We start from the raw sequence: 11,971 nt of genomic DNA on the forward strand, positions 1-11,971 counted from the left end.
TTTTGTCAGGCTTTGCGGGCAGTCGCCAGCAGCCCCGCCACCAGAATGAACAGCGAACCGAACAGTCGGTTGAGCAACTGCATCTGGCGCGGCGTTCTCAGCCAGCCGGCGATGCGCGTCGCCAGAGTGGCGTAACCGATCATCACCAGAATATCCACCACCACGGTGGTGACGCCGAGCACCAGATACTGCTCGGCCTGCGGCTGATTGGGCAAGATGAACTGTGGGAACAGCGCGGCGAGAAACACGATGCTTTTCGGGTTGGTCAGGTTGACCAGCACCGCGCGGCGGAACAGACGGCGGCGCGGCATGCTGCCCGCCAGCGCATGCAGATCCAGCGCGCCGGCGGCGCGCCACTGCTGGATGCCGAGCCACACCAGGTAGGCGGCGCCCAACCATTTCAACAGTTCGAACGCCAGCAGCGATTGCGATATCAGCGCGCCGAGACCGATGCCCACCAGCACGATGTGCGCGCTCAGCCCGACCTGCAGCCCGGCGATCGAGGCGGCGGCGCCGCGATAGCCGTGGCTGATGCCGGTGCTCATGGTATTGATGGCGCCTGAGCCGGGGGAAAGGCTCAGGATAAGCGTGGTCAGCAGATAGGTTAACCACCAGTCCAAGGTCATGGTGCTTCGGCTCCCTGAAAGTGTCGTTTTGTGCCACAATGCGCCGAGGCGGCGCCGTTTTTGTCAGAATTGAATCACAATACGCTAGTATGATTTCTTGTGCCAGCGGTCACATTTTCCGCCGGCCCCACAGGGAAAACGCTCTCGATGACCTCGTTCACTCTCAGCTCCGATGACTGGTTAACGCGTGAAACGCAGTTCGCTGCCTTCGCCACCGGGCCGCTGCTGGATTTCTGGCGGCAGCGCGAAGAAGGCGAATTCAGCGGCGTGGACGGCGTGCCGATCCGCTTTGTGCGCTTCAGTTCTGCGCGGCATCAGCGAGTGGTGGTGGTCAGCCCCGGCCGCATCGAAAGCTACGTGAAATACCCTGAGGTGGCCTACGATCTGTTCCACTGCGGCTACGACGTGGTGATCGTCGATCATCGCGGCCAGGGGCGTTCCGGGCGTTTACTGGCGGATACGCACCGCGGTCATGTGGTAAACTTCGCCGACTACGTGGACGATTTCGAACAGCTGTGGCTGCGCGAGGTCGAATCGCACGGTTATCGACAGCGCTTCGCGCTGGCGCATTCGATGGGCGGCGCGATCCTGGCGCAGTTCCTGCAGCGCCGGCCGCAGGCGTTCGACGCGGCGGCGTTTTGCGCGCCGATGTTCGGCATCCGGTTGCCGATGCCGGGTTGGCTGGCCGATCGCATTCTCGACTGGGCGGAGACCCGCCCGGCGATCCGCGACTATTACGCGGTGGGCACCGGCCAGTGGCGTCCGTTGCCCTATGTGGTCAACGTGTTGACCCATAGCCGCGAGCGTTACCGGCGCAGCCTGCGTTATTATGCCGATTACCCCGAGCTGCAGGTGGGCGGGCCGACCTACCATTGGGTGCGGGAGAGCATCCGCGCCGGCCGGCAGATTATCGCGCGGGCCGGGAAGATCACCACGCCGCTGTTGCTTTTGCAGGCCGGTGAAGAACGGGTAGTCGACAACCGTTCGCACCAGGCTTTTTGTCAGGCTCTGTCAGACGCGGGGCGCCCTTGCGAAGGGGGGCTCCCGTGGGTTATCAACGGCGCACGCCATGAGATCCTGTTCGAGCGGGACGCGCTGCGCGCCGAAGCACTGAACGCAATTCTGCGCTTCTTTGCTCAACACTTAGGCGGTGCGCTGCCGCCGACAACTCCATCAGAGGTTAGAACATAACGCTATGTATCACGTCGTCGCTTCCGATTTAGATGGCACGCTGCTGTCTCCCGACCATACCCTGTCGCCGTACGCTAAAGAAACGCTGAAGTTGCTGACTCAGCGCGGCGTGCATTTCGTGTTCGCCACCGGCCGCCACCATATCGACGTGGCGCAGATCCGCGACAGCCTGGAGATCAGCGCCTTTATGATCACCTCCAACGGCGCACGGGTGCACAACACCGCCGGCGAACTGATTTTCAGCCACAACCTGGACGGGGATATCGCCCGCGATCTGTACGGCATGCTGCACGACGATCCGGATATCACCACCAACGTCTACCGTAACGACGATTGGTTTACCAACCGCGAAAGCCCGGAGCAGGAAGAGTTCTTCCAGGAGTCGGTGTTCAAATATCAGCTGTTTGAGCCGGGCCTGCTGGAAACCGACGGCGTCTGCAAGGTTTACTTCACCTGTGAAGATCACGAGCGGTTGCTGCAGGTGGAAGACGCCATCAACGCGCGCTGGGGCGATCGGGTCAACGTCAGCTTCTCGTTCCCGACCTGCCTGGAAGTGATGGCGGGCGGCGTGTCGAAAGGGCATGCGCTGGAAGAAGTGGCCAAGATCATCGGCTATACGCTGCAAGAGTGCATCGCCTTCGGCGACGGCATGAACGATCTGGAGATGTTGTCGATGGCCGGCAAGGGCTGCATCATGCGCGACGCGCATCAGCGCCTGAAGGACATGCTGCCGGAGCTGGAAGTGATCGGCTCCAACGTCGATAACGCGGTGCCGCACTACCTGCGCAAGATGTTCCTCTGAAATAACCATTAAATAATAAGGGCGCCTCGCGGCGCCCTTGGCATTACTTGTGCTGGCCCTGCTTCTGCAGGAACTGCACGCCCTTGTCCGGGAAGTCGGTGAACACGCCGTCGACGCCGGCCTGGTTGTAAATCACATCATACAGCTGGTTCACGTCGGTCACGTACTTCGGCAGCGCATCGGCGCGGATGGTGAACGGATGCACCGCCAGCTTGCTGGCGTGCGCTTCTTTCACCATGTCGGTCAGCACGATGTGGCCCGGCTTGGATTTTTCCGCCACCACCAGCATGTGGTAGTCCGGCCCGATGCCGTCGGCATACTGAGCGATTTTCTTCATCGCGCCCGGTTTGAACATCCAGTCGTAGTCGTATTCCACCCACTTGCCGTCGGCTTTCTGCTCGTAGGTTTCCTGCCAGTCGTTATAGGCGATCAGCTGCACCAGCTTCAGATCCATGCCCAGCTTCGGCTCCAGCTCGTTCTTGATGCGCTTGAGCTCGTTGGCGTCGAAGCACTGCAGGTAGACGTTGTCGTTCTTGCCGGTGTAGCCGTACTGCTTGAGCACCGCCAGCACTTTGCTGGAGATGTCTTTGCCTTCCTGTTTGTGGAACCAAGGCGCCTTGATTTCAGGGTAGATGCCGATGTTCTTGCCGGTCGAATGGTTCAGACCCTGCACGAACTCGATCTCTTCCTGGAAGGTGTGCACGCGGAAGTCGGATTTGCCCATCGGGAAGCGGCCAGGGTAGCCCTGTACCTTCTTGCCGTTTTCGATTTCAAAGCCTTCGGTGAACTTCAGCGATTTGATCTCCGCCAGCGTAAAGTCGATGGCGTAATAACGGCCGTCTTTACGCGCGCGGTCCGGGAAGCGTTCGGCGACGTCGGTGACGCGATCGAGGTAATGGTCGTGCAGCACCACCAGCTCGTTGTCCTTGGTCATCACCAGATCTTGTTCGAGATAATCGGCGCCCTGCGCGTAGGCCATCGCCTTCGCCGGCAGGGTGTGTTCCGGCAGGTAGCCGCTGGCGCCGCGGTGGGCGATGACCACTTTGTCCGCCGCCTGCGCGGCGCTGACCATCGAGGTGGCGAGAATGATCCCTGTCAGCAGGGCTTTGACTTGAGTCCGCATTCCGTTTTCTCCGTGTTGTTGGGGGCAGGGTAGTAAAAAGGCCGCAGGGCGGCCTTTAAATCATGCAAAAGTCGTGTGACGCTTAACCGCGCTTGGCGGCGATTTCCGCGTGGTGTTTCTTCTCGTTCAGCATGGTCAGCAGCAGCAGGATGACCGCTGCGATGCTGCCGCCGATCATCACCATGAAGCCGCCGTCCCAACCGAAGAAATCCACGGTGTAACCGACGATGGCGCTGGCCGCGACCGAGCCGCCCAGGTAGCCGAACAGGCCGGTGAAGCCCGCGGCGGTGCCGGCGGCTTTCTTCGGCGCCAGCTCCAGCGCGTGCAGGCCGATCAGCATCACCGGGCCGTAGATCAGGAAGCCGATGACCAGCATACAGATCATGTCCACGGTCGGGTTACCGGCCGGGTTCATCCAGAACACCACGGTGGCGATGGTCACCAGCGTCATGAAGAACACGCCGGTGGCGCCGCGGTTGCCTTTGAACACTTTGTCCGACATCCAGCCGCACAGCAGAGTGCCCGGGATACCGGCGTATTCATACAGGAAGTAGGCCCAGGAAGACTTGTCCAGCGCGAAGTGCTTCACTTCTTTCAGGTAGGTCGGCGACCAGTCCAGAATGCCGTAACGCAGCAGGTAGACGAACACGTTGGCGACCGCGATGTACCACAGCAGCTTGTTCGGCAGGATGTACTGCATGAAGATCTGCTTGGCGGTCAGCTCTTCTTCGTCTTTTTCGCTGTAGTCGTCCGGATAGTCGTTTTTGTACTCTTCAATCGGCGGCAGGCCGCAGGATTGCGGGGTATCGCGCATCAGGGCGAAGGCGATCAGGGCCACCAGGATGGCGCCGAAGGCCGGCATGTACAGCGCCGCGTGCCAGTCGTTGAACCAGGCCATGCCCAGCAGGAACAGCAGCGGCGGCAGGCCGCCACCCACGTTGTGGGCGCAGTTCCAGATGGAGACGATGCCGCCGCGTTCTTTCTGCGACCACCAGTGCACCATGGTGCGGCCGCACGGCGGCCAACCCATGCCCTGGAACCAGCCGCACAGGAACAGCAGAACGAACATCACCGCGATGCTGGAGGTGGCCCACGGCACGAAGCCCATGAACAACATCACCGCTGCCGCCAGGATCAGGCCGGCAGGCAGGAACACTCGCGGGTTGGAACGGTCGGAGACCGAACCCATGATGAATTTGGAGAAACCGTAGGCGATGGAGATGCCCGACAGCGCGAAGCCGAGGTCGCCGCGGCTGAAGCCTTGTTCGATCAGGTAAGGCATGGCCAGGGTGAAGTTCTTACGCACCAGATAGTAAGCGGCGTAACCGAAGAAGATCCCCAGGAAAATTTGCCAGCGCAGCTTACGGTAGAGCGGGTCTACCTTATCGCTCGGCACACGGGCGATGTGTGCGGCCGGCTTAAAAATACTCAACATGAGCGCCTCCGATGGCTTTATCTGTTATCACATCAATATGACCTTTTACGTTCATTTGATGATTGAGCGGATATCGAATGTGGTGTTTTTGTGTTCCATAACGAGCGCCATTGTCGACAAATACGCCTGGTGTCGCTGTGACGAATGGCGCAATTGTTACACTTTCATGAAACCACGGCGGATTTTGAGCGATTCGTTAACGTTATGAAATAGAAAAACGTCCAAAAATCGTGATTATGATCACATTGATGGTTTTTTGTGGACATTTTTATTTCGTTTTATGTTCGTTCTTGTTCCTTATCAAACAAAGACCCTAATAACCGTGGCTCAATAGGCTCATAACTACCGATCCTGAGGGAGCGACATGAGCAGCTATTTTGACGGCGGCGAAACGGATGTGATCATCATCGGCGGCGGCGCCACCGGCGCAGGCATTGCCCGCGATTGTGCGCGGCGCGGCTTGCGCTGCATTTTGCTGGAGCGTCACGACATCGCCACCGGCGCCACCGGCCGCAACCACGGCTTGCTGCACAGCGGCGCGCGCTATGCGGTGACCGACGGCGAGTCGGCGCGCGAGTGCATCGAAGAGAACCGCATCCTGAAACGCATCGCGCATCACTGTATCGAGCGCACCGATGGGCTGTTCATCACCCTGCCGCAGGACTCGCTGGAGTATCAGCAACAGTTTATCGCCGCCTGTCGCCAGGCCGACATCGACGCCGAAGCGATCGACCCGCAGCTGGCGCTGCGGCTGGAGCCGGCGGCTAATCCGGCGCTGATTGGCGCGGTGCGGGTGCCGGACGGCACCGTCGATCCTTTCCGGCTGACCGCCGCCAACATGCTGGATGCGCGCGAGCACGGCGCGCAGATCCTGACTTACCACCAGGTGGTCGGATTGTTGCGCAGCGGCGACCGGGTGACGGGCGTGCGCGTTTACGACCATCAGAATCAGCGGCGCTATGAGCTGCACGCGCCGGTGGTGGTCAACGCCGCCGGCATCTGGGGCCAGCAGATCGCCGAATACGCCGATTTGCGTATCCGCATGTTCCCGGCCAAGGGAGCGCTGCTGATCCTCGGTCACCGCATCAACAACATGGTGATCAACCGTTGCCGCAAACCGGCGGACGCCGACATCCTGGTGCCGGGCGACACCATCTCGCTGATCGGCACCACCTCGACCCATATCGACTACGACCAAATCGATAACATGCTGGTGACGCCGCAGGAGGTGGACATTCTGATCCGCGAGGGGGCGCTGCTGGCGCCCACCCTGGCGCAGACCCGCATTCTGCGCGCCTATGCCGGGGTGCGGCCGCTGGTGGCCAGCGACGACGATCCCAGCGGGCGCAACGTCAGCCGCGGCATCGTGCTGCTCGATCACGCCGCCCGCGACGGGCTGGAAGGGTTTATCACCATCACCGGCGGCAAGCTGATGACCTACCGCCTGATGGCGGAGTGGGCCACCGACAAGGTGTGCGAAAAGCTCGGGGTAAACCGCCCGTGCACCACCGCGCAGGACGCGTTGCCCGGATCCCGTCAGTCGGCGGAGGAAACGGTGCGCAGCGTGGTTTCTCTGCCCGCCAGCATTCGCGGCTCGGCGATTTACCGGCACGGCGATCGCGCCAGCCAGGTGCCGGCGGCCGATCGGCTCGACACCAGCCTGGTGTGCGAGTGCGAGGCGGTGACCGCCGGGGAAGTGCGCTATGCGGTCAATTCGCTGACCGTCAATAACCTGGTGGATCTGCGCCGCCGCACCCGCGTCGGCATGGGCACCTGCCAGGGTGAACTCTGCGCCTGCCGCGCCGCCGGGCTGCTGACGCGCTTCAAGGTCAGCACGCCGCAGCAATCCATCGCGCAGCTGTCGCAGTTCCTCAACGAACGCTGGAAAGGCGTGCGGCCGATCGCCTGGGGCGATGCGCTGCGCGAGAGCGAATTCACCAGTTGGGTTTACCAAGGGTTATGCGGGCTTGAGGCCCAGGCAGACAAAGAGCAGGAGGCGGATGATGCGATTTGACGTAGTGGTGATTGGCGGCGGCCTGGCGGGCTTGAGCTGCGCCATTGCCGTGGCCGAACAGGGCAAACGCTGTGCGGTGGTCAGTTCCGGCCAGAGCGCGCTCTACTTCTCCTCCGGCTCGCTCGATCTGCTGGCGAGATTGCCGGACGGCACGCCGGTCGAGATGCCGCTGGCGGCGCTGCCGCAGCTGGCGCAACAGGCGCCGGAGCATCCGTATTCTCTGATTGGCCCCGGCCGGGTGGCGGCGCTGTCCGCCGCCGCGCAGCGGCTGCTGGAACGCTGCGGGCTGAATCTGCAGGGCGAGGGGGTGAACAACCATCTGCGCATTACGCCGCTCGGCACGCGCCGCGCTACCTGGCTCAGCCCGCAGGCGATCCCGACGCTGCCGCTGACCGGCCAACTGCCCTGGCGGCGCATTGCGGTGATCGGCATCGAAGGGTTCCTCGACTTCCAACCGCAGATGGCCGCCGACTCTCTGAGCCGCGAGCTCGGCGTAGAGGCGGATGTGGCCTATCTGCACATGCCGGCGCTGGACAGATTGCGCAATAACCCCAGCGAGTTCCGTGCGGTGAACATTGCCCGGGTACTGGATTTGATGGAAAGCCTGCCGCCGATGGCCGAAGAGCTGCGGCGGCTGGCGGGCGAGGCCGAGGCGCTCTTCCTGCCGGCCTGTCTGGGCCTGGAGGACGACGCGTCGCTGGCGGTGCTGCAGGATGCGGTCGGTAAGCCGATCCGGCTGCTGCCGACGCTGCCGCCTTCGGTGCCCGGCATGCGCTTGCATCAGGCGCTGCGGCGGCGTTTCCAGCAGCTGGGCGGCGTTTTCATGCCGGGCGACAGCGTGCTGCGCGCCGAGAGCGAAGCCGGCCGCGTCACCGGTTTGTACACCCGCAACCACGGCGATATTCCGCTGCGGGCGCAGCAGGTGGTGCTGGCCAGCGGCAGCTTCTTCAGCAATGGGCTGGTAGCGGATTTCGATGAAGTGCGTGAGCCGATCTTCGGGCTGGACGTGCACAGCCGCGCCGATCGCGCCGACTGGAGCCGGCGCGAGCTGTTCGCGCCACAGCCTTATCTGCAGTTTGGCGTGCGTACCGACGGCAGACTGCGGGCGATGAAGCAGGGAATGCCGTTCGACAATCTGTATGCCATCGGTGCGGTCGCCGGCGGCTACGATCCGCTGCAGCAGGGCTGCGGCGCCGGCGTGTCATTGATCGGTGCGCTGCACGTTGCGCAGCAGATCGCCGCGGAGGAGAACGCATGAGTCTGCATCAGGATCACAGCTTTGAAAGCTGCATCAAATGCACCGTCTGCACCACCTACTGCCCGGTCGCCAAAGTGAACCCGCTCTACCCGGGGCCGAAACAGGCGGGGCCAGACGGCGAGCGGCTGCGGCTGAAAGACCCGGCGCTGTACGACGAGGCGTTGAAATATTGCACCAACTGCAAGCGTTGTGAAGTGGCCTGCCCGTCCGACGTCAAAATCGGCGACATCATTCAGCGCGCCCGCGCCGACTTTGCCCAGAGCAAGCCGACGCTGCGTGACGCCATCCTCAGCCACACCGATATCATGGGATCGCTGTCGACGCCGTTCGCGCCGATCGTCAACGCCGCCACCGGGCTGAAACCGGTGCGCAAGCTGCTGGACAAGGCGCTGAAGATCGATCACCGTCGTGAACTGCCGAAATATTCCTTCGGCACCTTCCGCCGCTGGTACCGGCAACAGGCGCAGGCGCAGCAGCGTTACGCCGAGCAGGTGGCGTTCTTCCACGGCTGCTTCGTCAACTATAACCACCCGCAGCTGGGCAAGGATTTGATCCGGGTGTTCAATGCGCTGGATATCGGCGTGCAGCTGCTGAAGCGCGAGAAATGCTGCGGCGTGCCGCTGATCGCCAACGGGTTTATCGAGCAGGCCAAAAAGCAGGCCAGGGTCAATGCCGAATCGCTGCATGAAACGGTGCTGGAGCGCGGCATTCCGGTGGTGGCCACTTCGTCGAGCTGCACCTTCACCCTGCGTGACGAATACCCTCATCTGCTGGACGTAGACACCACCCCGGTGCGCGATCGGGTGGAGCTGGCGACGCGCTATCTCTATCGTCTGATCAATCAGGGGCGCAGCCTGCCGCTGAAACGCACGCCGCTGCGGGTGGCTTATCACACGCCTTGCCATATGGAGAAGATGGGCTGGACCGCCTACACTCTGGAGCTGCTGCGGCAGATACCGGGGCTGGAGCTGGTGGTGCTGGATTCGCAGTGCTGCGGCATCGCCGGCACCTACGGGTTCAAATCGGAGAACTACGCCACGTCGCAGGGCATCGGCGCGCCGCTGTTCCGGCAGATAGAAGAGAGCGGGGTGGATCTGGTGGTGACCGACTGCGAGACCTGCAAATGGCAGATAGAAATGTCCACCAGCAAACGCTGCGAACATCCGATCACCCTGCTGGCGCAGGCGCTGGCATAAAACGAAAGGGCCGGCAAGCCGGCCCTTTGTGGGATTACTGCTTCAGCTTCAGGGTGGAGATGATGCCTTCGGCTTCGGTCTGCGCCTGCTGCTGATTGTCCGCCGGCAGCGTTACCTGAATTGTCAGCATGTTGTTGTTCAGCGAGCCGATCAGGACGGAAGAATAGGCTTTCTCGCCGCCGCTGGTGATGATGCTGTCCAGCTGACGCAGCGGCACACCGTTGACGTCGAGCGCTTTGTTGGTGATCACCTGCAGGTTGGCGTCACGCGCGCGTTGGGTATTCTCCAGGCGCTTGGCCAGGGTCTCCAGGCTGTCGGCGGTCTTGTCACCCAGGATCACAATCACCGCGCGCTGGCCGGTGCTGTCTGCGTAAACATGCATGTTGTTAGCCTGGTTGCCCAGCTTGCCGCTCTGATCCGCCATGCCGACCGGCAGGGTGAACGCCAGTTTACCGTCCAGCAGGCTCACCTGTTGCCCGGCCGGCGCGCTGGCCGCCGTGCCGTCCGTTGCCGCCTTGGTGTCTTTGGTTTCGCCGTCGCAGGCCGCGAGGCCAAGCGCCAGCAGGCTGATACCCATCAATTTCGCTACTTTACGCATCGGGCTTCCTTCTTCCTTTCCGGTAGGGATTCACTGTCGTATCGCAACCTATTCCAGGTTGAAATGCAAGGCAGATGTTGTCACAAGTTTTTTTCCAGTAATAGCCGATAATCAGCCACTTCGCCTTTCTTTTCCAGCTGAACAATCTGATAGTGGTGGGCGATCAGCATCGTCAGCATGGCGCGGAACCGGTTACGGGTTTTGATCGTCAGTTGGCGATAGCCCTGCGCCCGCGCCCAGCGTTCCTGTTCAGCCAACAAGGCCTGCGCCACGCCGTGGCGACGAAATGCCGGCAGCACGCCGCCCAGCCAGCTGTAAAACACCGTTTCCTGCCGTTGATAACCGAGTTTGAAACCGGCCGGTTGCCCGGCTATCTCGGCGATCAACAGGCTGGCGGGGGCGGTGCCGATGCGCCGCTGCAGATCGGCCAGGCTATGCAGGCCGCCGAATTCGGGGATGCGTTGGTAAAGGCGGTGGATGTCTTCAAGCGTGGCGGTGCGGACGATTGGGGTCATGAGCGGCCTCCAAAGGATAGGGCCGCCCAGAATAACACGACTCAGCCCGGCTGCAGGCCGCCGCTGCGCGCCGCGATGCGTTTGAGCAGCATGTTCAGCAACACGCCGTACATCGGCAGGAAGAACAGCAGGCAGATCATCACCTTGAAGCTGTAATCCACCAGCGCGATCTCCACCCAGTTGTTGGCCATGAAGGGATCGCTGCTCTTATAAAAGGCGATGAAGAAGAACGCCAGCGTATCGCTGATGTTGCCGAGGAACATCGCCGCCGCCGGCGCCACCCACCAGGCGCTGCGTTGACGCAGGCGGTTGAAGACGTGTACGTCGAGGATCTGCCCGAGCACATAGGCCATAAAGCTGGCGACGGCGATGCGCGCCACGAACAGGTTAAAACTGTTCAGCGCCGCAAAGCCCTGCCATTCTCCCTGATAGGTGACGGTGGAGATCACATAAGAGATGAACAGCGCCGGCACCATCACCGCCAGGATGATGCGCCGCGCCAGCGGCGCGCCGAAGATGCGCACGGTCAGATCGGTCGCCAGGAAGATAAACGGGAAGGTAAAGGCGCCCCAGGTGGTATGGAAGCCGAAAACGGTGATCGGCAGCTGCACCAGGTAGTTGCTGGAGGTAATGATGGCGATATGAAACAGCGAAAGCCAGACCAACGCGGTAAAGCGCTGCTGTGCGGTAAACGAATACATGTTGTAGCCTTTTTAGCAGTGGGGTGAGGGAACCCAGTGTGTCTTGTCAAAACAGCAAAAAACGCTGCGCGGCGGCATGATACGCGTTTGCGCAACCAATGCAATGGTTAAATTTAACGCAAACGTTAACGCATCTTGCGCAGAAAAACTACCGGCGTAAACTAGGCGCTAATGAGATGCGGCGAGCGTTCGCCGATCGTTTTTGAACGAGAAAAATTGCATGACTGACTTATTTGCCCAGGCAGACCAGACGCTCGACGCGCTGGGGCTGCGCTGTCCGGAACCGGTGATGATGGTGCGTAAAACCGTGCGCCATATGGACAACGGCGAAACGCTGCTGATTATCGCCGACGATCCGGCCACCACCCGCGATATCCCGGGGTTCTGCCGCTTTATGGAGCACACGCTGGTGGCGCAGGAGACCGAACAGGTGCCATACCGTTATCTGTTACGTAAAGGCGTCTAACGGCGGCGCGGCCGAGTTAAAAGTTCCCTCCCCCAAATGACAACGG

General features: G+C 61.6%; 12 protein-coding genes. 6 read left to right on the forward strand and 6 right to left on the reverse strand.

Annotated features, from left to right (window positions below; all coding sequences use genetic code 11):
- Positions 1 to 5 precede the first annotated feature (5 nt).
- The gene (gene rhtB, locus ACJ8OK_RS15170; protein ID WP_004934282.1) at positions 6 to 626 is read right to left on the reverse strand and encodes a homoserine/homoserine lactone efflux protein; all 621 of its coding nucleotides are present in this window, start codon (positions 624 to 626) and stop codon (positions 6 to 8) included.
- A 147-nt stretch (positions 627 to 773) separates the two neighbouring features.
- Here rhtB and pldB point away from each other — a divergent pair, with 147 nt between their 5' ends.
- Positions 774 to 1,817: a lysophospholipase L2 gene (pldB, locus tag ACJ8OK_RS15175; RefSeq protein WP_048326585.1), complete on the forward strand. Its 1,044-nt coding sequence runs from the start codon at positions 774 to 776 to the stop codon at positions 1,815 to 1,817.
- 4 nt (positions 1,818 to 1,821) lie between these two features.
- Positions 1,822 to 2,619, forward strand: a complete 798-nt coding sequence (gene yigL, locus ACJ8OK_RS15180; protein WP_004934290.1) for a sugar/pyridoxal phosphate phosphatase YigL — start codon at positions 1,822 to 1,824, stop codon at positions 2,617 to 2,619.
- Between the two features lie 43 nt (positions 2,620 to 2,662).
- On the opposite strand, the gene glpQ is transcribed toward yigL, so the two are convergent.
- Both glpQ and glpT read right to left on the reverse strand, forming a co-directional pair.
- The gene (gene glpQ / locus ACJ8OK_RS15185) at positions 2,663 to 3,742 is read right to left on the reverse strand and encodes a glycerophosphodiester phosphodiesterase (protein ID WP_004934292.1); all 1,080 of its coding nucleotides are present in this window, start codon (positions 3,740 to 3,742) and stop codon (positions 2,663 to 2,665) included.
- 82 nt (positions 3,743 to 3,824) lie between these two features.
- Entirely contained in the window at positions 3,825 to 5,177 is a 1,353-nt protein-coding gene (glpT, locus tag ACJ8OK_RS15190) for a glycerol-3-phosphate transporter (RefSeq protein ID WP_015376273.1), read from the reverse strand.
- Positions 5,178 to 5,541: 364 nt separating this feature from the next.
- Between glpT and glpA the strand changes: the two genes are divergently transcribed.
- Genes glpA through glpC form a run of 3 tightly spaced genes read left to right on the forward strand, consistent with a single transcriptional unit; the run spans position 5,542 to position 9,645 of the window.
- Entirely contained in the window at positions 5,542 to 7,191 is a 1,650-nt protein-coding gene (gene glpA / locus ACJ8OK_RS15195; protein ID WP_033631498.1) for an anaerobic glycerol-3-phosphate dehydrogenase subunit A, read from the forward strand.
- Positions 7,181 to 8,449, forward strand: a complete 1,269-nt coding sequence (gene glpB, locus ACJ8OK_RS15200) for a glycerol-3-phosphate dehydrogenase subunit GlpB (RefSeq protein WP_060558171.1) — start codon at positions 7,181 to 7,183, stop codon at positions 8,447 to 8,449. The genes glpA and glpB overlap by 11 nt, the downstream gene beginning before the upstream one ends.
- A complete protein-coding gene (glpC, locus tag ACJ8OK_RS15205) occupies positions 8,446 to 9,645 on the forward strand; it encodes an anaerobic glycerol-3-phosphate dehydrogenase subunit GlpC (RefSeq protein WP_016929482.1) in 1,200 nt (399 codons plus the stop codon). Before glpB ends, glpC begins: the two co-directional genes overlap by 4 nt.
- Before the next feature lie 34 nt (positions 9,646 to 9,679).
- On the opposite strand, the gene ACJ8OK_RS15210 is transcribed toward glpC, so the two are convergent.
- The 3 genes from ACJ8OK_RS15210 to ACJ8OK_RS15220 all read right to left on the reverse strand — a co-directional run bounded on the left by ACJ8OK_RS15210 (position 9,680) and on the right by ACJ8OK_RS15220 (position 11,459).
- Entirely contained in the window at positions 9,680 to 10,243 is a 564-nt protein-coding gene (locus ACJ8OK_RS15210; protein WP_004934304.1) for a DcrB family lipoprotein, read from the reverse strand.
- Positions 10,244 to 10,323: 80 nt separating this feature from the next.
- Positions 10,324 to 10,758, reverse strand: coding sequence for a GNAT family N-acetyltransferase (locus ACJ8OK_RS15215; RefSeq protein ID WP_033631500.1), 435 nt, complete (start codon positions 10,756 to 10,758; stop codon positions 10,324 to 10,326).
- 41 nt (positions 10,759 to 10,799) lie between these two features.
- Entirely contained in the window at positions 10,800 to 11,459 is a 660-nt protein-coding gene (locus ACJ8OK_RS15220) for a 7-cyano-7-deazaguanine/7-aminomethyl-7-deazaguanine transporter (protein ID WP_004934310.1), read from the reverse strand.
- A 220-nt stretch (positions 11,460 to 11,679) separates the two neighbouring features.
- Between ACJ8OK_RS15220 and tusA the strand changes: the two genes are divergently transcribed.
- Positions 11,680 to 11,925 carry a sulfurtransferase TusA gene (gene tusA / locus ACJ8OK_RS15225; protein WP_004934314.1) on the forward strand — a complete coding sequence of 82 codons (246 nt, stop codon included), beginning with the start codon at positions 11,680 to 11,682 and terminating at the stop codon, positions 11,923 to 11,925.
- Positions 11,926 to 11,971 lie beyond the last annotated feature (46 nt).

The organism is Serratia sp. CY71090 (assembly GCF_052166845.1).
Lineage (GTDB): Bacteria > Pseudomonadota > Gammaproteobacteria > Enterobacterales > Enterobacteriaceae > Serratia > Serratia nematodiphila.

What these genes read in the sequence shown, in the direction of transcription:
- rhtB (WP_004934282.1), bottom strand. Translation starts at nt 626, where the DNA reads ATGACCTTGGACTGGTGGTTAACCTATCTGCTGACCACGCTTATCCTG.
- pldB (WP_048326585.1), top strand. Translation starts at nt 774, where the DNA reads ATGACCTCGTTCACTCTCAGCTCCGATGACTGGTTAACGCGTGAAACG.
- yigL (WP_004934290.1), top strand. Translation starts at nt 1,822, where the DNA reads ATGTATCACGTCGTCGCTTCCGATTTAGATGGCACGCTGCTGTCTCCC.
- glpQ (WP_004934292.1), bottom strand. Translation starts at nt 3,742, where the DNA reads ATGCGGACTCAAGTCAAAGCCCTGCTGACAGGGATCATTCTCGCCACC.
- glpT (WP_015376273.1), bottom strand. Translation starts at nt 5,177, where the DNA reads ATGTTGAGTATTTTTAAGCCGGCCGCACACATCGCCCGTGTGCCGAGC.
- glpA (WP_033631498.1), top strand. Translation starts at nt 5,542, where the DNA reads ATGAGCAGCTATTTTGACGGCGGCGAAACGGATGTGATCATCATCGGC.
- glpB (WP_060558171.1), top strand. Translation starts at nt 7,181, where the DNA reads ATGCGATTTGACGTAGTGGTGATTGGCGGCGGCCTGGCGGGCTTGAGC.
- glpC (WP_016929482.1), top strand. Translation starts at nt 8,446, where the DNA reads ATGAGTCTGCATCAGGATCACAGCTTTGAAAGCTGCATCAAATGCACC.
- ACJ8OK_RS15210 (WP_004934304.1), bottom strand. Translation starts at nt 10,243, where the DNA reads ATGCGTAAAGTAGCGAAATTGATGGGTATCAGCCTGCTGGCGCTTGGC.
- ACJ8OK_RS15215 (WP_033631500.1), bottom strand. Translation starts at nt 10,758, where the DNA reads ATGACCCCAATCGTCCGCACCGCCACGCTTGAAGACATCCACCGCCTT.
- ACJ8OK_RS15220 (WP_004934310.1), bottom strand. Translation starts at nt 11,459, where the DNA reads ATGTATTCGTTTACCGCACAGCAGCGCTTTACCGCGTTGGTCTGGCTT.
- tusA (WP_004934314.1), top strand. Translation starts at nt 11,680, where the DNA reads ATGACTGACTTATTTGCCCAGGCAGACCAGACGCTCGACGCGCTGGGG.